This is a genomic window from Streptomyces sp. NPDC059524 (genome assembly GCF_042749255.1).
GTDB classification, from domain to species: domain Bacteria; phylum Actinomycetota; class Actinomycetes; order Streptomycetales; family Streptomycetaceae; genus Streptomyces; species Streptomyces xanthii.
Map to the genome: position 1 here is coordinate 1 of NZ_JBHYTK010000002.1, position 18,727 is coordinate 18,727.

13 protein-coding genes are annotated in these 18,727 nt (G+C 74.3%); 9 read left to right on the plus strand and 4 right to left on the minus strand.

The window, feature by feature from the left end; translation table 11 throughout:
• Positions 1–276: 276 nt before the first annotated feature.
• The 3 genes from ACFW9D_RS00380 to ACFW9D_RS00390 all read left to right on the plus strand — a co-directional run bounded on the left by ACFW9D_RS00380 (position 277) and on the right by ACFW9D_RS00390 (position 3,926).
• A complete protein-coding gene (locus tag ACFW9D_RS00380) occupies positions 277–1,629 on the plus strand; it encodes an N-acetylmuramoyl-L-alanine amidase (protein ID WP_384616406.1) in 1,353 nt (450 codons plus the stop codon).
• Between the two features lie 100 nt (positions 1,630–1,729).
• On the plus strand, positions 1,730–2,812 hold the full coding sequence (locus ACFW9D_RS00385; RefSeq protein WP_384616408.1) for a sugar phosphate nucleotidyltransferase: 1,083 nt from the start codon (positions 1,730–1,732) through the stop codon (positions 2,810–2,812).
• An 88-nt stretch (positions 2,813–2,900) separates the two neighbouring features.
• Complete coding sequence (locus tag ACFW9D_RS00390; RefSeq protein ID WP_384616410.1) at positions 2,901–3,926, plus strand: DNA-3-methyladenine glycosylase family protein; 1,026 nt, start codon at positions 2,901–2,903, stop codon at positions 3,924–3,926.
• A gap of 167 nt (positions 3,927–4,093) precedes the next feature.
• Here ACFW9D_RS00390 and ACFW9D_RS00395 read toward each other — a convergent pair whose 3' ends face one another.
• Genes ACFW9D_RS00395 through ACFW9D_RS00405 form a run of 3 tightly spaced genes read right to left on the minus strand, consistent with a single transcriptional unit; the run spans position 4,094 to position 6,924 of the window.
• Entirely contained in the window at positions 4,094–5,401 is a 1,308-nt protein-coding gene (locus ACFW9D_RS00395) for a coenzyme F420-0:L-glutamate ligase (RefSeq protein WP_384616412.1), read from the minus strand.
• On the minus strand, positions 5,398–6,366 hold the full coding sequence (gene cofD / locus ACFW9D_RS00400) for a 2-phospho-L-lactate transferase (protein WP_384616414.1): 969 nt from the start codon (positions 6,364–6,366) through the stop codon (positions 5,398–5,400). Before cofD ends, ACFW9D_RS00395 begins: the two co-directional genes overlap by 4 nt.
• Positions 6,367–6,399: 33 nt before the next feature.
• Positions 6,400–6,924, minus strand: coding sequence for a cysteine dioxygenase (locus ACFW9D_RS00405; RefSeq protein ID WP_384616415.1), 525 nt, complete (start codon positions 6,922–6,924; stop codon positions 6,400–6,402).
• Positions 6,925–7,599: 675 nt separating this feature from the next.
• On the opposite strand from ACFW9D_RS00405, the gene ACFW9D_RS00410 reads away from it, so the two are divergent.
• The 3 genes from ACFW9D_RS00410 (at position 7,600) to ACFW9D_RS00420 (ending at position 13,255) form a co-directional block, all read left to right on the plus strand.
• Positions 7,600–7,863, plus strand: a complete 264-nt coding sequence (locus ACFW9D_RS00410; RefSeq protein ID WP_018533570.1) for a WhiB family transcriptional regulator — start codon at positions 7,600–7,602, stop codon at positions 7,861–7,863.
• A 209-nt stretch (positions 7,864–8,072) separates the two neighbouring features.
• Complete coding sequence (locus ACFW9D_RS00415) at positions 8,073–11,741, plus strand: glycosyltransferase (protein WP_384616417.1); 3,669 nt, start codon at positions 8,073–8,075, stop codon at positions 11,739–11,741.
• The gene (locus ACFW9D_RS00420) at positions 11,738–13,255 is read left to right on the plus strand and encodes a DUF5719 family protein (RefSeq protein ID WP_384616419.1); all 1,518 of its coding nucleotides are present in this window, start codon (positions 11,738–11,740) and stop codon (positions 13,253–13,255) included. The genes ACFW9D_RS00415 and ACFW9D_RS00420 overlap by 4 nt, the downstream gene beginning before the upstream one ends.
• A gap of 40 nt (positions 13,256–13,295) precedes the next feature.
• On the opposite strand, the gene ACFW9D_RS00425 is transcribed toward ACFW9D_RS00420, so the two are convergent.
• Positions 13,296–13,763 carry a metallopeptidase family protein gene (locus ACFW9D_RS00425; RefSeq protein ID WP_188341519.1) on the minus strand — a complete coding sequence of 156 codons (468 nt, stop codon included), beginning with the start codon at positions 13,761–13,763 and terminating at the stop codon, positions 13,296–13,298.
• 333 nt (positions 13,764–14,096) lie between these two features.
• Between ACFW9D_RS00425 and ACFW9D_RS00430 the strand changes: the two genes are divergently transcribed.
• The 3 genes from ACFW9D_RS00430 (at position 14,097) to ACFW9D_RS00440 (ending at position 17,753) form a co-directional block, all read left to right on the plus strand.
• A complete protein-coding gene (locus ACFW9D_RS00430) occupies positions 14,097–14,474 on the plus strand; it encodes a DUF3499 domain-containing protein (RefSeq protein ID WP_384616421.1) in 378 nt (125 codons plus the stop codon).
• Between the two features lie 180 nt (positions 14,475–14,654).
• Complete coding sequence (locus ACFW9D_RS00435) at positions 14,655–16,271, plus strand: L-lactate permease (RefSeq protein WP_384616538.1); 1,617 nt, start codon at positions 14,655–14,657, stop codon at positions 16,269–16,271.
• 117 nt (positions 16,272–16,388) lie between these two features.
• A complete protein-coding gene (locus ACFW9D_RS00440; RefSeq protein ID WP_384616423.1) occupies positions 16,389–17,753 on the plus strand; it encodes a phosphomannomutase/phosphoglucomutase in 1,365 nt (454 codons plus the stop codon).
• The last annotated feature ends 974 nt before the right edge of the window (positions 17,754–18,727 follow it).

Consider the following 18,727-nt stretch of genomic DNA (forward strand, 5'->3'; position numbering starts at 1 on the left):
GCGGACCCTTCGGGTCGCATTTCCCCGACCGGTGACCGCCCGGACCGGTGACCGCCCCGATGAGATGCCGCACGAAGTGCGCATCTCAGGGGCGCGGGGAACTGCGCGACCAGCCCCCACCGGGCCCGCACCCGGCGACACGCCGACGGCCCCGCGGCGCGGCCCGCACCCGGCGACACACCGACGGCCCCCCCGGGGCCCCGCCCGGCCCAATGAGGCCCCCCGGATGACCCACCCCGATGGCCAGCGCAGCGCCCCCGTGCAGAAATGTTCCGCATGCGTGGATTCCTTGCCTCCGCGGTCGGCGTCAGCTGTGCGGCCGCCCTCGCCCTCCCCCTGACCCTGCCCACCACGACCGCCGCCGCGGCCCCCACGACCCCGACCCAGGAGTCGATCCCCGGCAGCACCCAGTCCCTCCCGCTGGCCCCGCTCACCGCGGACCGCTCCGCGGGCGGCGGCGCCGCCCGGCAGCAGGGTCTGCCCCAGCGCGACGTACGCCCGTTCTCCCTCGTCGGCGTCGTCTGGAACGATCCGTCCGTCGCCCTGCACGGCCAGGTCCAGGTCCGCACCCGGGCGACCGGCACCACCACCTGGTCGGCCTGGCAGGACGTCGAGACGCACAACGACGACGCGCCCGACCCGGGCACCGCCGAGGCCGCCGGCCGCACCCTGCGCGGCGCGACCGCACCGCTGTGGGTCGGCGACTCGGACGGCGTCGAGGTCCGCGTCCAGGCCGGCGGCGCGCCGCACGCCTCCGACCGTGGCGACACCACGGCCGAGCCGCTCCCCGAGGGCCTGCGCCTCGAACTCGTCGACCCGGGTGACGAGCCCGGCGCCCAGGGCGCCCCGGCCGACGCCCCCCGCGCGGGCGCCCTGAGCGCCGAGACGGCCGCCGCCTCCGCCGTGAACGCGGAGCTCGCCCCGCTCGGCGCCACCGAGATCCCCGCGCTGACCAAGCAGCAGACCGAGGACGCCCTGATCAGCGCCCGTGGCGGCGACACGGAGGGCGCCCAGGCCCGCCCGTACATCGGCCCGCGCCCACGCATCGTCACCCGCAAGGGCTGGGGCGCGGACGAGACGCTGCGCGAGAGCCAGTTCCTGTACACGAAGTCGGTGAAGGCGGCGTTCGTCCACCACAGCGCGTCGGGCAACAACTACCGCTGCTCCCAGGCGCCTTCCGTCATTCGCAGTATCTACCGCTACCACGTGAAGAGCAGCGGCTGGCGTGACATCGGCTACAACTTCCTCGTGGACAAGTGCGGCACCATCTACGAGGGCCGGGCCGGCGGCGTCACGAAGGCCGTCATGGGCGCCCACACCCTCGGCTTCAACACCAACACCATGGGCATCGCGGTCCTGGGCTCGTTCGGCAGCTCGAACCCGCCCGCCGCGGCCGTGAAGGCGATCTCCCAGCTGACCGCCTGGAAGCTCGGCCTGTACGGCGCCAACCCGAAGGGCTCGACATACCTCACCTCGGGTGGTGGAAATCTGTACAGCAAGGGAAAGAATGTGCGGCTGAAGGTGATCTCCGGCCACCGGGACGGCTTCGCAACCGAATGCCCGGGACGCCGTCTCTACAACCAGCTCGGCACCGCCCGCACGACGTCGGCGCAGCTCCAGGGACGCTGACACGCCGGACACGGGCCGGCCCGGGCACCTCGAACGGTCTGCATACACTGGCCGGCCGAAAGACAGTTCGGCCGGCCCCAGCAGGAAGCAGAGACGACAGGTGACAGAAGCGATCCTCCTGGTCGGCGGCAAGGGCACCAGACTGCGGCCTCTCACGGTGAACACGCCGAAGCCGATGGTCCCGGCGGCCGGTGTGCCCTTCCTCACGCATCAGCTCGCCCGCGCGAGAGCGGCCGGCGTCGACCACATCGTCCTGGCCACCTCGTACCTGGCCGAGGTCTTCGAGCCGTACTTCGGTGACGGCTCCCGCCTCGGGCTCCACCTGGAGTACGTCACCGAGGTCGAGCCCCTCGGCACCGGCGGCGCCATCCGCAACGTCGCCCCGCGGCTGCGCTCCGGGCCCGACGAGCCGGTCCTCATCTTCAACGGCGATATCCTCACCGGCCTCGACATCGGCGCCCTCGTCCACGAGCACGAGTCGACCGGCGCGGACGTCTCCCTGCACCTCTCGCGCGTCGAGGACCCCCGCGCGTTCGGCCTCGTCCCCACGGACGGCACCGGACGCGTCACGGCCTTCCTGGAGAAGCCCCAGACACCCGAGGAGATCGTCACCGACCAGATCAACGCCGGTGCCTACGTCTTCCGCCGCTCGGTGATCGACACGATCCCGACGGGCCGCCCCGTCTCGGTGGAACGCGAGACGTTCCCGGGGCTGCTCGCCGACGGCGCCCACCTCCAGGGCATGGTCGACTCGACGTACTGGCTCGACCTCGGCACCCCGCAGGCCTTCGTGCGCGGCTCCGCCGACCTCGTCACGGGGCGCGCCCCGTCCCCGGCGGTCCCCGGCCGGCGCGGCGAGCGGCTCGTGCTCCCCACGGCCGAGGTGGCCCCGGACGCCAAGCTCACCGCCGGCACGGTGATCGGCGAGCACGCGCGCGTGGGCGAGGGTGCCCGCGTCACCGGCTCGGCGGTCCTGGACGGCGCGGTGATCGAACCCGGCGCGGTGGTCACGGACTCCCTGATCGGCCGCGGCGCCCGCGTGGGCGCCCGTACGGTCCTCACGGGGGCCGTCATCGGGGACGGGGCGCAGGTCGGCGCGGACAACGAGCTGCGCGAGGGCGTCCGGATCTGGTGCGACGCGTCGATCCCGGACGCGTCGATCCGCTTCTCCTCGGACCAGTAGCCGCGCACCGACCCCACGCACCGGCCCCTCCCGCGTGACCTCGGCGACATCCGCCGCACCCCGGAGGGGCCCGGGCTACCCTCGTGAGATGGCCGGCCGCCGATACGTCCCGAACCCCGCACCGCGGCAGACCCGCACCACGGTCCGCGGCGGCGCCACCCACGTACCCCGGCCCGCCCACGCCCCGGTCGCCTCCACGGCCGCGGCCCGCGTCTACGCCCCGGCGGACCCCGTCCACCTCGGCCTCACGCTCGGCCCGCTGCGCCGCGGCCCCGCCGACCCCACCTTCCGTACGACCCCGGACGGCTCCGTGTGGCGCACGAGCCGCACCCCCGAGGGCCCCGCGACGCTCCGCGTCACCCAGCGGGCCGACGGCACGGTCGAGGCGACGGCCTGGGGCCCGGGCGCGCAGTGGTTCCTGGACCAACTCCCGTCCCTGCTCGGCGCGTCGGACGACCCTTCCGCCTTCGAGCCGCGCCATCGCCTGGTCGCGCAGACGGCCCGCAGACGGCAGGGCCTGCGCCTGACCCGGACCGGCCTGGTCCTGGAGTCGCTGATCCCGTCGATCCTGGAACAGAAGATCACGACGGACGAGGCCTACCGCGCCTGGCGGCTGCTCCTGCACAAGTACGGCGATCCGGCCCCGGGCCCGGCCGGCGGCGACCTGCGCATGCGGGTCGTGCCGGACCCGTGCACCTGGACCCGGATCCCGTCCTGGGAGTGGCACAAGGCGGGCGTCGACAACAAGCGCGCGTCGACGATCCTGCGCGCCGCGAAGGTCGCCCGCCGCCTGGAGGAGGCGGCCCACATGGACCCGCCCGCGGCCCGCGCCCGCCTCGAACTCGTCCCCGGCATCGGCCCCTGGACCTCCGCCGAGACCATCCAGCGCACGAACGGCGCCCCCGACGAGGTCACCACGGGAGACCTCCACCTGCCGGGCATCGTCGGCCACGCCCTCGCCGGCGACCGCGACGCGACGGACGCCGACATGCTCGACCTCCTGGCCCCCTACGAGGGTCAACGCCACCGCGCGGCCCGCCTGATCCTCCTCAGCGGCGCAACCCCACCTCGCCGCCAGCCGAAGATGCGCCGAGTGAACATCGCGGAGTGGTGAGAAAGCGCCCCCGATCAGCGACTCCGTCGCGGGGCGCGACCAACCTGCCCCTGGGGCGCACGGAGTGCGCCTTCAGGGGCGCGGGGAACTGCGCGAGCAACCACGACGGCGCGGCACCCGGCCACGGTGATCAGCCCCCACGGCGGCGCCCCCGCCACGCACGGGGCCTACCGCACCTCGACGAACTCCGAGACGATCCGCGCAGCCCGCTCCGCAGGCGCTTGTGCCGGGTGCCCGACCGCGACGGCCCCCATCGGATCCCAGCCCCCCGGAAGATCGAGCACCCCACGCACGACGTCCCGGCAGAACATGGTCGACGAAACCCAGGCGGAGCCGAGCCGCTCCCCGGCCAGCGCGACGAGGAAGTTCTGCACGCCCGCCCCGGCGGCGACGACGAACATCTCCCGCTCGGCCGCGTCCCGCCGCTCGTCCCCGTACGTGTGCGCCCCGTCCATGACGAGACACGGCACGACGAGGTACGGCGCGTTGCGCAGCACGTCACCGCGCCGCACCCGCCGCTCGACGGACTCCTCGCTCTTGCCGTCCCGGCGCAGGTCCGCGATCCACGCGTCCCTCATCGCGTCGAGCAGCTTCGTGCGCGAGGCCGCCGATTCGAGGAGGACGAACCGCCACGGCGTCGTGTGGTGCGGCGCGGGCGCGGTGACGGCCGCGGCGACGGCCCGGCGCACCGCGCCGGGGTCGACGGGCTCGTCCGTGAAGGCCCGTACGGTACGCCGCTGCGTCACCGCTTCCCGTACGGCCTCGGAGGTGCCGAGCCGGAACATGTCGTCATGGGCGACGCGCACCAACTCCCGTGCGGAGCCGCCCTGTTCATCGGTGGTGGTCACGCCGGGCAGCCCGCGGACGACGGCGACGGGCAGGCCGCCGGCCTTGCCCTTGACGAGGTCGCCCGCGGCGGCCAGCTCGTCGGCGGTCGCCACGACGGTCGCGCTCAGCGGATTGCCGTGCGCGTCCGTGCCGCCGCGCAGGTCGTCGAGGACGCGCACACCGGCGGCGCCGATCGCGACGTCCGTCAGCCCGTTGCGCCAGGGGCGTCCGAAGGTGTCCGTCACGACGACGCCGACCTCGACACCGAGCGCGGCGCGCACGCCGTCACGGATCGCGGCCGCCGAGGCGTCCGGGTCCTCGGGCAGCAGCAGCACCGTGCCGGCCGGGGTGTTCGACGCGTCGACCCCGGCGGCGGCCATGACGAGGCCCAGCCGGTTCTCCACGATGCGCAGGGGGCCGCGGCGGGCCACGACCCGTACGGTCTCGGCGTCGATCGCCGCCTCGCGGTCGTCGGCCTGGAGGATCCGGCCCTCGGCCTTGCTGACGATCTTGGAGGTGACCAGGAGGACGTCACCGTCGGCGAGGCCGGGCTCGGCGGCGACGATCAGGGCGGCGAGGTCGTCGCCCTCGGTGACCTCGGGTATGCCGGGGACCGCCCAGGCCCGGAAGGAGGGCGCGTCGCTCACGAGGTCCGGACCTCCTCGGCGAGGGCGAGCGCGGCCCGCGCCATGTCGGCGGCGGCCAGCCCCTCGGCGGGGTCGGTCATCATCAGGGGCACGGCCCGGCACCGGATCCCGGCGGCCTCGACGCGCTCCACGGCGCCCGCGTCCACGGTGTCGACGAGCCAGCCGTCGAGCAGCCCCGAACCGTAGTGCTCGGCGACGGCCGCCGCGCTGGACTCGACGCCGAGGGCGGCGAGGACCTTGTCGGCCATGCCGCGCACCGGCGCGTCCCCGACGATGGGGGAGAGGCCGACCACGGGGACGCCCGCGTCGGCGATGGCCTCGCGGATGCCGGGCACGGCGAGGATCGTGCCGATGCTGACCACCGGGTTCGAGGGCGGGAAGAGGATCACGTCGGCCTCGGCGATGGCCTCCAGGACGCCCGGTGCGGGCTTGGCGGCCTCGGCGCCGACCGGCACGATCGCGTGCGCGTCCACGGAGGCGCGCAGCTTCACCCAGTACTCCTGGAAGTGCACGGCGCGGCGCTCGCCGTCGAGCGTGACGGCGACGTGCGTCTCCACGCGGTCGTCCGACATGGGCAGCAGCCGCACCCCCGGCTGCCAGCGCTCGCACAGCGCCTCGGTGACGGCGCTGAGCGGATATCCGGCGCCGAGCATCTGCGTGCGCACGATGTGGGTCGCGAAGTCCCGGTCGCCGAGCCCGAACCACTCGGGTCCGACCCCGTAGGCCGCGAGCTCCTCCTTGACCCGGTGCGTCTCGTCGGTACGCCCCCAGCCCTGCTCCTCGTCGATGCCGCCGCCCAGGGTGTACATCACCGTGTCGAGGTCGGGACAGACCTTGAGGCCGAAGAGGTGAATGTCGTCCCCGGTGTTGCCGATGACCGTGATGTCCGCGTCCGGGGCCGCCCGCTTGAGACCGCGAAGGAACCGGGCACCACCGATGCCGCCTGCCAGAACCACAATGCGCATGGCCCCAGCATCGCAGGCGGCACCGACAGAGTGTCAGCTGGTCCCGGTCAGTTCGATCTCGGCCACCGCGTCCCGGCCGGCCTCGGTGGAGCAGGCCGCCGAGTGCATCGGCATCTCGGTGAGCCCGGGGTAGTACACGTGCAGGCTGACGGCCGGCTCCAGGGAGTCGTTGGCGACCTCGTGGACGTACCCGGGCGCGAACACGCGCTGCGCGCCGGCCGCGAGCGTGTGGGTGCCCCGCTCCGTACGCTCCGTCAGTTCGCCCTCCAGGAGGGTCAGGACGCCGGAGGAGCGGCCGTGGTCGTGCAGCCCGCTGCCCTGTCCGGGCACCCAGGAGAGCAGCCACACCTCGTAGCCGGGGCCGGTGCGCAGCCGGTGGTACCAGCGGGTCGTCGCGTCGTACTCGACGAGGTGCTCCCACTGGGAGCGGTCGGCGGCGATGGAGCGGGCGAGTCCGGCGAACTCGGCCACGGTCTGCGGGTGCTCGCGCGCGGGCTGCAGCAGGTGCTGGACTTCGAGGATGTCGCCGGCGATCTGGAGGTCGCTGTCGCTGTTCATGGGGGTGTGTGGTTCCTCAGCGGGGAGTGCGGGGTGCCCCGCCCGGGCGGGGGCGAAGGGCCGTACAAGGAGAGAGGAGATGCGGTGTCGGAGCACGAGAGGCTCTACGACACACCAGCCGGGATCGTCTCGATCGTCAGCAGCTGGGACAGCAACAGCAACAGCACGCGCGCGCAGCGGTGACGGACCCGGCGGTGCGGGGCGTCGACAGCGGCAGGTTCGCGAGCATGCCCACCAGGACACCGGGTGGGAGGTACCGCTGTCAACTCATTGTCCGGATTGTGGGAAATGTTTCACCTCATCCGGTATCCCTCACAGGCGAAAGGTTTGTGCAGGGCTCGCACCGGACATGTGGCGCAGCAACCCGGCGGGCAAACGTCGTTGTCATCCTGTGATCCGAATGTGATCAGGTTCGCTTCCGTATGAGCGCCGGAACGAGATCGATCTCTGCGACGTCCTTTCTGGTGACGGGATGCGCCGCTGGCAAGTGTCACGGTTTTTGCCGATTTGAACACTTTCCGCATAGCCTTGGTTCCGCAGAGTGAATAAGGGGCCCAATAGCAGATCCCGGCTTGACTGCCCCGGATCGGCACACTTGTAATTTCACTCGTGTCGTTCAGCCGAAATCGGTAACGGCAACATCACGGGGACGCACAGACGGACGAGGGGCGCACTATGACCGAGTCGTTTACGGATCTGCTGGTCGAGGACGCGGAAGAGGAACTCGGCTGGCAGGAGCGCGCACTGTGCGCACAGACCGACCCGGAGTCCTTCTTCCCTGAGAAGGGCGGCTCCACGCGGGAGGCCAAGAAGGTCTGCCTCGCGTGCGAGGTCCGCTCCGAATGCCTCGAGTACGCACTCGCCAACGACGAGCGGTTCGGCATCTGGGGCGGCCTGTCCGAGCGGGAGCGCCGCCGGCTGAAGAAGGCCGCCGTCTAGCTTCCGGCACCTTCGCGCGCGGGCTCGCGCGGAGCTTCGCTCACCGCTGCGAGAACGCGGTACTCACGGCCCGTCGCCGGTGGTTGTCCACAGGCGGCGGGCCGCCGTTGTCGCCAGCCGTTAGTGTGGGGCCCCGTCCGAGACGCCACCGTGTCCCCAGCGGACACAGGCGTCCACCGCAGTCCAGACGAACCGGGGCCCGTACCTCGATGTCCGTGCACAGCCATTCGGCAGGCCAGTTCGGCGCTGCCGCCGCCGCGTTCAACCCGGGGCCGCAAGCGGGGTCCGACCCGAGCAGCGCCCCCGAGTTCCCCAGGCATGTCGTCACCGCCGTCCTCGTCTCGCACGACGGGGCCCGCTGGCTGCCCGACGTCCTGACCGGACTGCTCGGCCAGGAGCGCCCCGTGCAGAACGCGGTGGCGGCCGACACCGGCAGCGCCGACGCGTCCGCCGCCCTGGTCGCCCAGGCCCTCGGCGACGAGCGCGTCCTGCACCTCGCCCGCCGCACCGGCTTCGGTCAGGCCGTCGAGGAAGCCGTGCGCGGCGCCGGCGTGCTCACCCCCGAAGAGCTGCCGTACCTGAAGCGCCCCAGCGGCTGGGACCCCGTCAGCCGCTCCTGGCGCGACGACGCCTACGACCTGCCCGACCTGCCGCACGGCGAACCCGAGCAGTGGCTGTGGCTGCTGCACGACGACTGCGCGCCCGAACCCGACGCGCTCGCCCAGATGTTGCGCGTCGTCGAGGCCGAGCGCGAGGCCGGCGCCGACGTCGCGATCGTCGGACCCAAGCTGCGCGGCTGGTACGACCGCAGGCAGCTGCTCGAAGTCGGCGTCTCCATCGCCCACTCGGGCCGCCGCTGGACCGGCCTCGACCGCCGCGAGCAGGACCAGGGCCAGCACGACCACGTGCGGCCCGTCCTGTCCGTGTCCACCGCCGGCATGCTCGTGCGCCGCGACGTCTTCGAGCAGCTCGGCGGCTTCGACCGACGGCTGCCCCTCATGCGCGACGACGTCGACCTGTGCTGGCGCGCCCAGGCCGCCGGACACCGCGTCCTCGTCGCCCCCGACGCCGTCGTGCGGCACGCCGAGGCCTCCTCGCGCGAGCGACGCACGGTCGACTGCGTCGGCCGCACCGCCACCTCGCCGCACAAGGTCGACAAGGCGGGCGCCGTCTACACCCTGCTCGTCAACGCGCGCGGGGCGGCGCTCCCCTGGGTGCTGCTCCGCCTCGTCGTCGGCACCGTGCTGCGCACGCTCGCCTACCTCGTGGGCAAGGTGCCGGGACAGGCCTTCGACGAGATCGCCGGCCTGATGTCCACCCTGCTGCGGCCCGGCCGGATCCTCGCCGCACGCAAGCGCCGCGGCAAGGGCACCGTCGACGCCAAGGAACTGCGACCGCTGTTCCCGCCGCCCGGCGCCACCGTCCGGCACACCGTCGAGCAGGTCGCCGGCAGCCTCTTCGGCGGCTCCGAGCTGGAGACCACCACGGCGGGCCGGCACGGCGGCGGCGGACTCGAACCGGCGCCCGGCGACGACGACTTCATCCAGGTCGAGCGGTTCGCCCGGCTCAAGCGCATCGCCCGCAACCCGGGCCCGATGCTCCTCGTCGTCCTCCTGTTCATCTCCCTGGTCGCCTGCCGCGAACTGCTCGGCAGCGGCGCCCTCACCGGCGGCGCCCTGCTGCCCGCCCCCGGCGACGCCTCCGCCCTGTGGTCGCGCTACCTGGACGCCTGGCACGCCACCAGCACCGGCGGCACCCAGGCCGCGCCCCCGTACCTCGCGATCGTCGCCGCCCTCGCCTCCGTGTTCCTGGGCTCCACGGGACTCGCGCTCACCGTGCTGCTCGTCGGCTCGGTTCCGCTCGCCGGGTTCGCCGCGTACTTCGCCTCCAGGCCGCTCGTCGAGTCGCGCCTGCTGCGCGCCTGGGCGGCCGTCGCCTACGCGTTCCTGCCCGCCGTCACCGGCGCCCTGGCCGGAGGCCGCGTCGGCACCTCGGTCCTCGCCGTCCTGCTGCCGCTCATCGCCCGCGCGGGCCTGTCCGCGGCCGGCTTCACGAACAGCAAGGGCGCCCGCGGCAGTTGGCGCGCCACCTGGGCGTTCGCCCTGCTGCTCACCATGGCGACCGCGTTCACCCCGATCGTCTGGCCCATCGCCCTCGTCCTCGGCGTCGCGCTCCTCGCGGTGCGCCGCGACGACATCCCCGCCTACGGACTGCGCCTGCTCGCCGCGCTCGGCACCCCGCTGCTGATGCTCGCCCCGTGGTCGCTGTCCCTGCTCCCGTTCGGCTTCTTCAAGGAGGCCGGACTGCCCTACGGGAAGGACTCGGCGTCCGCCCTCGGACTGCTCGGCGCCTCGCCCGGCGGCCCCGGCACCACGGGCAGCCTGCTCCTCGTCGGCATCGTCCTCGCCGCCCTCGCCGCCCTGCTGCGCCAGGAGCGCCGCCTGGCGATCCTGACGGCCTGGGCCGCCGCCTTCACGGGCCTCGTCTTCGCGATCCTGTCCGACGGATCGACGTGGGCCGGCCCCGCCACCCTCGTCTACGGCCTCGGCCTTCTCGCCGCCGCCGTCCTCGGCGCCGACGGCGCCCGCTCGCGCGTCGCCGAGCAGAGCTTCGGCTGGCGCCAGCCGGTCGCCGCGCTCGTCGCGTTCGCCGCGGCCGGCGGACCGCTGCTGCTCGCCGCCGGCTGGATGATCGCCGGCGCCGACGGCCCCCTGGAGCGACGCGACCCGGTGCAGGTGCCCGCGTTCGTCGCCGAGGAGGCCGGCACCCGCGACCAGGCCCGCACGCTCGTCCTGGCCGGCTCCACCGGAGAGGTCTCGTACTCGCTCGTGCGCGGCGCCGGTGCCCGGCTCGGCGACGGCGAGCTGACCGAGGCCGCGGGCGTCAACCCGAAGCTCGACAAGGTCGTCGCCAACCTGGTCGCCGGCTCCGGCGCCGACCAGGCCGACCAGCTCGGCGGTTTCGCCGTGCGCTACGTCCTCGTACGGGACGGAGCGCCCCGCCAGATGGGCCGCGTCCTGGACGCGACGCCCGGCCTGACCCGGCTCAGCCAGCAGGACGGCACCGCCCTGTGGCGCGTCGACCGGCAGGTGGCCCGCGCCGTGCTGCTGCCGACCCCCGCCACCGGCTCCACCTCCGAGCAGGCCAGGCCCGTCGCCGCGGGCCCCGTCGACGTGCACACCGACGTGCCCGCCGGTCCGCAGGGCCGCGTGCTGCGTCTCGCCGACGAGGCCGCCGAGGGCTGGACCGCCACGCTCGACGGCACCGCCCTGAAGCCGGTCACCGTCGACGGCTGGGCCCAGGGCTTCGAACTGCCCGCGTCCGCGGGCCGCCTCGACGTCACCTACGACGCCCCGCTCACCCACACCGCCTGGCTGTGGGCCCAGGGCGCCCTCACCCTCGTCCTGATCGTGCTCGCCCTGCCGGGCCGCCGCCGCGACGTCGACGACGACCTCCCCGAGGAGGACGTCGCCGTGCCCGCGCAGGCCATGGAGGGCGAGGGCCGCCGCGCCCGCAGGCTGCGCGCCCAGGCCGAGGCCGAGGCCGCGCAGAACGCGGCACCCGACGAGGCGCTGCCCGTCCCGGAGGAGCCCGCGGGCATCCCGCAGCAGGCCTACGCAGAGTGGGACCAGCCCAGCTACGCGAACGCCGAGTACGGCACCACCCCGTACGCGGCGGGCGAGCAGCAGCCGTACCAGGACGCCTCCTACGGCTACGCCCCGCAGGCCGACCCCTACCAGGCGAACCAGTACGACCCGTACGCCTACGGGGGCACCTACGAGACGCAGACCCCGTACGAGCCCTACGAAGCGACGCCCGAGCAGCACGGCGACGGCACCGGCGCCGACCGTGAGCGCCCCGACGGGAGCCAGCAGTGAACCGCACGACCCTGTCCCTGATCGCCGCCACCGTGGCGCTCGCCGCCGTCACCGGTTTCGCCGCCGCCTCCTCGGGCGGCGGCGAGGACGACGCCCCCGCCAAGGCCGCCGCCCGGCTTCCCGTCGAGCGCTCCAGCCTGCTGTGCCCCTCGGCCAGCCCGTCGGACCTGGCGGAGACCGCGTACGGGGCGTACACGCCGCCCTCGAAGGACACCGAGGACGGCGGCACCGCACGGCTGCTGCCGGCCGGGACCGACGCGGCCGACGGCACGGACCAGGGCACGGACAAGGGCAAGGGCGACAAGGGCGGCGACAAGCAGCAGAAGCCGGTCCTCACCCCGAAGGCGCCCGGCAAGCCCGTCGAGGGCGAGGCCGACGGTGCCGACGCCCCCGCCTTGATCGGCACCGCGGACGGCGCGCTGGCCCCCGGCTGGACCGTCCAGCAGACCACCTCGGTCACCGCGGGCACCGGCCGCGGCCTGCTCGGCCTGAGCTGCTCCGCGCCCGACACCGACTTCTGGTTCCCCGGCGTCTCCACCGACGAGGACCGCAGCGACTACCTGCACCTCACGAACCCGGACGACGAGGCCGCGGTCGTGGACGTGCAGCTGGCGGGCCCCGACGGTGCGATCAAGTCCGACGTCGGCGAGGGCATCCAGGTGGGGCCGCACTCCAGCGTCCCGGTGCTCCTGTCGACGCTCACCGAGAAGCCGTATCCGAACCTGACGGCGCACGTCACCGCGCGCAGCGGCCGGGTCGCCGCCGCGGTGTCCGCCGCCGACGCCAAGCTGGGCGGCGACTGGCTGCCCGCGGCCGCCGACCCGGCGGGCACGCTCGTGCTGCCCGGCATCCCGAAGGACGCGACGGACGCCCGCCTGGTGGTCTTCGCGCCGGGCCAGGACGACGCCGACCTGAAGGTGCAGCTCGCCACGGGCACCGGCCGGATCTCCCCGGCCGGGCACGCCACGCTGCACGTGAAGTCGGGCATGACGAGCGCGGTCGACCTCGGCGAGGTCACGCGCGGGGAGCCGGGCTCGCTGATCCTGTCGCCCACCGAGGACTCGGTGCCGGTGGTGGCCGCGCTGCGCGTCACGCGCGGCAAGGGCGCCGACCGGGAGACCGCGTTCATCCCCGCGACCCGGGACATCGGCACGCGCGCGACGGTCGCCGGCAACCCGGCGAAGGGCGTCACGCTGGCGCTGACCGCCCCGGACGCCGCGGCGAAGGTCAAGGTCACCGCCTCCCCGGGCACCGGCGGCGGCACGGCGACCACGAAGGAGTACACGGTCAGGGCCGGGACGACGCTGTCGGTGACCCCGCCCGTCCCGAGCGGCCTGAAGGGCACCTACGCGCTCACCGTGGAACCCGTCTCGGGTGGTCCCGTGCACGCCTCGCGGATGCTGGCGCGGGAACAGGACGGCGTGCCCGCGTTCACGGTCCAGACGCTGCCCGACGACCGCGGCACCGTGTTCGTGCCGCAGGCCGACGAGGACCTGGCGGTGCTGCAGCGGTAGCGGCGCGCGGGGGCGGGGCCGCCGCGGTGGGCGCGGCGGCTCAGTCCTCGGCGTCCCCGTAGCGCGGGTCCACGGTCTCGGGGGTGAGCCCGAGCACCTCGGCGACCTGCTCGACGACCACGTCGTGCACCAGCGCTGCCCGCTCGTCGCGTCCCTTGCTGCGGATCTCCACGGGGCGCCGGTAGACGATCACGCGCGCGGGGTGTCCTTCCCGCGCCGGGATCACGCCGCCCAGCGGCACGCTGTCGCCGCCCCAGGCCTCGTCCTCGCGGGTCAGCCGCGGCACCTCCAGGACCAGGAAGTCGACCTCGGACAGTTGCGGCCAGCGCCGCTCCAGGCGCTCCACGGAGTCCTGCACGAGGTCCGCGAAGACCTCGGCCCTGCTCGCCGCCAGCGGCACCTGAGGCGGTGCCACGGGCCCGCGCATGCCGCGGCCGTGCCGGTCGCGGCGGCGCGGCGGGCGCGGCTCGCCGGGGGCGCGCGGTCCCTGATTGTCAGGACTTTCCATCACCGAGGCAGCGTAGTCCTCCGTGGCCGTGCGGGTCTCGGCGGCGCGGAGCGGCTCCGTTCGGGGCACCCCCTGTCGATTCCTGACCGATCAGGCCAATCTTGAGCTTGATTACGCTTCTTCCCCGGACCGCTGATCTCGCGGCTCCTGGCCGGATTTGCCCCGAGTGGTGACCGGTTTCAAGTGGTCGCGGGGGCGTACGACCCGGGGTCCTCGCAGGTCACCGCGGGCGCCCCCGTGGGCCCGTGTGCGCCGTCTCACCACGCGACACGGTGGGGTGACCTCGGGGAGAGTCGTCGCGGCCCGCTCAAGAGTGCGGTACCGTCCAACATCGTGAGCCCTGTACGTCGCTGTTCGCGCACCGCTTGCGGCCGTCCCGCCGTCGCGACGCTGACGTACGTCTACGCCGACTCGACCGCGGTCCTCGGCCCCCTCGCCACCTACGCCGAGCCGCACTGTTACGACCTGTGCGCCGAGCACTCCGAGCGCCTCACCGCCCCGCGCGGGTGGGAGGTCGTCCGGCTCTCCGACGGCAGCGGCCCGAGCCGCCCCAGCGGGGACGACCTGGAGGCCCTCGCCAACGCCGTGCGCGAGGCGGCCCGCCCCCAGGAGCGCGTCGCCGAGGCCGGCGGCTCCGGACCGCGCACCGCGGACCCGATGGAGGTCGCCCGCCGCGGCCACCTCCGCGTCCTGCGCTCGCCGGACAACTGACGGCCCCCGCCGGGCGCCCGAAGTCCCGGCGGACAGCGGATGTCTGACGGCCCGCCGGGCAGTCGACCCCCGTACGAGCATCTGACGCAACGCCATTCGTGTCCCATGCGTTGACTCGTGTCGTTGGATGACATGACCATGACGACTCCGCACCTGACTCCGGGATTCCGGGAGGCGCACATGTTCGTCCAGCAACTGGAGCCCGTCGGCGGATCGCTCGGCCTGTCCGCCCTCGTCGCGATCCTGCCCCTCGTCACCGTCCTCGTCCTGCTCGGCGCCGTCCGGATGAAGGCCCACCGCGCGGGCCTCATCGGACTCGCCGTCGCCGTCCTCGTCGCCTGGCTCGCCTTCGGCATGCCGCTCGACCAGACCCTCGCGAGCGCCGCCCAGGGCGCCCTCTTCGGGCTTTTCCCCATCCTGTGGATCGTCGTCAACGCCCTGTGGGTGTACCGGATGACCGTCCGCACCCGGCACTTCGACATCCTGCGCCGCTCCTTCGGACGGCTCTCCGACGACCCGCGCATCCAGGCCCTCGTCGTCGCCTTCTGCTTCGGCGCGCTTCTGGAGGCGCTCGCCGGGTTCGGCGCGCCCGTCGCCATCTGCGCCGTCATGCTCGTCGCGCTCGGCTTCGACCCCGTCAAGGCCGCCGTCGTCGCGCTCGTCGCCAACACCGCGCCCGTCGCCTTCGGCGCCATGGGCACCCCCGTCGTCACACTCGCCCAGGTCACCGGCCTCCCGCTCGACTCGGTCGCCTCCGTGGTGGGCCGTCAGACCCCGCTGCTCGCCCTCGTGGTGCCGCTCGTTCTCGTCGGTCTCGTCGACGGGCGGCGCGGCCTGCGCGAGACCTGGGTGCCCGCGCTCACCTGCGGCGTCGCCTTCGCCGGCGCCCAGTTCGCCGCCTCCAACTACGTGTCCGCGCAGCTCGCCGACATCGGCGCCGCCCTGATCGGCGCCGGCGCCCTGGTCGCCGTACCGCACGCGCGCCGGCCCGCCGCCGAGCCCGTACGCGCCGCCGTCCTCACCGGCGCCCGCAGCGAGGACCTCGACGAGGAGGACCCGCGCCCCGAGATCGTGAGCGCCTACACCCCGTACGCGCTCATCGTCGTGATCTTCTCCGTGGCGCAGATCCCCGCCGTCAAGGAGATGCTCGCCGGCGCCAACCGGGTCTTCGACTGGCCCTTCCTGGACGTCGCGGACCCCGGCGGCAAGCCGGTCGGCGGCAACGTGTTCACCCTGCCCCTCGTCTCCACCGGCGGCACCCTCGTGCTCCTCGCCGGCATCGGCACCGCCGTCGTGCTCGGCGTCCACGCGCGCGTGGCGGTGCGCGAATGGCTGGGCACCGTCCATGAACTGCGCTTCGCGATCCTCACCGTGACGAGCGTGCTCGCCCTCGCCTACGTGATGAACCTGTCCGGGCAGGCCGCCACCATCGGGCACGCCGTGGCGGCGGCGGGTGCCGGGCTCGCCTTCCTGTCACCCGTCCTCGGCTGGTTCGGCGTCGCCGTCTCCGGCTCCGACACCTCAGCCAACGCACTCTTCGGCGCCCTCCAGGTGACCGCCGCCCAGCAGTCCGGCCTCTCGCCCGAGCTCCTCGCCGCGGCGAACAGCTCCGGCGGCGTCCTCGGCAAGATGATCTCCCCGCAGAACCTCACCATCGCCTGCGCCGCCGTCGGCCTCGCCGGGAAGGAGGGCGACCTGCTGCGCAAGGTACTGCCGTGGAGCCTGGGCCTGTTGCTCGTGATGTGCCTGATCGTGCTGGGGCAGAGCACGCCTGTGCTGTCCTGGATGCTGCCGTGACCTGTGGTGATGCCGGGCGGCACGCGCCCGGGGAGGAATGAGGGGTTCACGGCCCGCTGTCGGTACGGCCGGGTAGTTTGTGGGGTCCGAGAAGACTCCAGGAGGGCTGGGCCGGCCGTGGCTGCAGATCTGTCGACGATCGTGAAGGCGTACGACGTGCGCGGGGTGGTCCCGGACCAGTGGGACGAGGAGACCGCCGCGCTCCTCGGCGCCGCCTTCGTCCGGGTGACCGGCGCCGACGCGATCGTCGTCGGGCACGACATGCGCCCCTCCTCGCCCGGCCTGTCCGGCGCCTTCGCGCGCGGCGCCGCCGCACTCGGCGCCGACGTCACCGAGATCGGCCTCTGCTCCACCGACCAGCTGTACTACGCGTCGGGCGCGCTCGGCCTGCCCGGCGCCATGTTCACCGCCTCGCACAACCCGGCGCAGTACAACGGCATCAAGATGTGCCGGGCCGGCGCCGCCCCCGTCGGCCAGGACACCGGACTCGCCGACATCCGCCGCCTCGCCGAGCAGTGGAGCGAGTCCGGCGCCCCCGAGCCCGCCGCCACTCCCGGCACGATCAGCCGGCGCGACACCCTCGACGGCTACGCGGCGCACCTGCGCGGCCTCGTCGACCTGAGCGGCATCCGCCCCCTCAAGGTCGTCGTGGACGCGGGGAACGGGATGGGCGGGCACACCGTCCCCACCGTCCTCGCCGGGCTGCCGCTGGACGTCGTACCGATGTACTTCGAACTCGACGGCACGTTCCCGAACCACGAGGCGAACCCGCTGGACCCGGCCAACCTCGTCGACCTCCAGGCCCGCGTCCGCGCCGAGGGCGCCGACCTCGGCCTCGCCTTCGACGGCGACGCGGACCGCTGCTTCGTCGTCGACGAGCGCGGCGAGCCGGTCTCCCCGTCCGCCGTCACCGCCCTCGTCGCCGCGCGTGAGCTCGCGCGCAACGGCGGGACCGGCACGATCATCCACAACCTGATCACCTCCTGGTCCGTCCCCGAGGTCGTCCGCGAGCACGGGGGCACGCCCGTGCGCACGCGCGTGGGGCACTCGTTCATCAAGCAGGAGATGGCCACCAGCGGCGCGATCTTCGGTGGCGAGCACTCGGCGCACTACTACTTCAAGGACTTCTGGAACGCGGACACGGGCATGCTCGCCGCCCTCCACGTCCTCGCCGCGCTCGGCGGCCAGACGGGCCCGCTCTCCTCCCTCGTCGCCTCCTACGACCGCTACGCGGGCTCGGGGGAGATCAACTCCACCGTCGCCGACCAGGCGGGCCGGCTCGCCGCGATCAAGGACGCGTACGCGGGCCGCGACGGCGTCACCCTGGACGAGCTCGACGGCCTCACGGTGAGCGCCGCCGACTGGTGGTTCAACGTCCGCCCGTCCAACACGGAGCCGCTGCTGCGGTTGAACGCGGAGGCGCGGGACACGGTGACCATGGAAAAGATCCGCGACGAGGCCCTGTCCCTGATCCGCGCCTAACCCCTGGCCTCCGGCCGGGGGCCGGGTGCCGGGTGCCGGGTGCCGCGTGCGGGGTGCGGGGTGCGGGGTGCGGGGTGCCGGGTGCGCGGTGCGCGGCTGTGGGGCTGTGGGGCGCGCCCCGGCGCCGGCGTCGTGCTCCCGGACGCACCCTGCTCTGGGACGCGTCCGGCGTCCGGTGCCCTGCTCGGGGACGCGCCCTGTTCCGGGCGTGCCCGGCTCCGTGACGAGCCCGGTTCTGGGTGTCCACCTTTGCCCGAGCCTTTCTCCCACCCTCCCGCCCCCTCCGGGGGCGTCGGCCCGGCGCCCGGCCTCGGGGCAGCGCCCCTGGCACGGGGTACGCATCCCGGCTGCCGGCCTCCAGCCCGGATCCGTCTCCGGCCGACCCAGCCTGGGGCCGGTACCCCTGCCGCGCGTACACATCCCGGCCGGCCCGGCCTTGGGCCGACACCCCTGCCCCGCGTACACATCCCGGCCGACCCAGCCTTGGGCAGTCTGCCGCCTGGGGCGGCACGGGTGGGCAAGGCGGCACCCAGGTGCCGGGTGCGCGATTCGGCGGGCCGCGGCTACAGCGCCACGCGCCGTAGGGGGCCGAGCCCGTCGCCGACCACCGCGTCGTCGTGGCTGGTCGCGCAGTTCCCCGCGCCCCTTAGGGCGCACAGCCACCCCGGCGCCGATGGGCGGGGCGCCCCCGGCGCCGGGCCGACGTCCCCGGAGGGGGCGGGTGGGCGGGAGAGGCCGAGGCAAGAGTGCGCCCCGACGCACTCCGGCGCCGCCACCCCAGCGGCCCAGCCCGTGGCCGACCACCGCGCCATCGTCGCTGATCGCGCCCACGCCGCGGAGCCTCATATCGGACAGAGCCCCGCGCCCTAGCTGGGGCAGGCCCGGTGCCGGGCCGACGCCCCCGCGCGGCGGGGGGGGGCGGGTGGGGGGCCTGTGCCAGGGGCACCGCGTGCGGGCACGCACCGATGCGCCCC

Coding starts and splice junctions, on each gene's coding strand:
- ACFW9D_RS00425 (WP_188341519.1), bottom strand. CDS start 13,763: ATGGAAAGTCCTGACAATCAGGGACCGCGCGCCCCCGGCGAGCCGCGC.
- ACFW9D_RS00415 (WP_384616417.1), top strand. CDS start 8,073: ATGTCCGTGCACAGCCATTCGGCAGGCCAGTTCGGCGCTGCCGCCGCC.
- ACFW9D_RS00380 (WP_384616406.1), top strand. CDS start 277: ATGCGTGGATTCCTTGCCTCCGCGGTCGGCGTCAGCTGTGCGGCCGCC.
- ACFW9D_RS00405 (WP_384616415.1), bottom strand. CDS start 6,924: ATGAACAGCGACAGCGACCTCCAGATCGCCGGCGACATCCTCGAAGTC.
- ACFW9D_RS00410 (WP_018533570.1), top strand. CDS start 7,600: ATGACCGAGTCGTTTACGGATCTGCTGGTCGAGGACGCGGAAGAGGAA.
- ACFW9D_RS00435 (WP_384616538.1), top strand. CDS start 14,655: ATGTTCGTCCAGCAACTGGAGCCCGTCGGCGGATCGCTCGGCCTGTCC.
- ACFW9D_RS00390 (WP_384616410.1), top strand. CDS start 2,901: ATGGCCGGCCGCCGATACGTCCCGAACCCCGCACCGCGGCAGACCCGC.
- cofD (WP_384616414.1), bottom strand. CDS start 6,366: ATGCGCATTGTGGTTCTGGCAGGCGGCATCGGTGGTGCCCGGTTCCTT.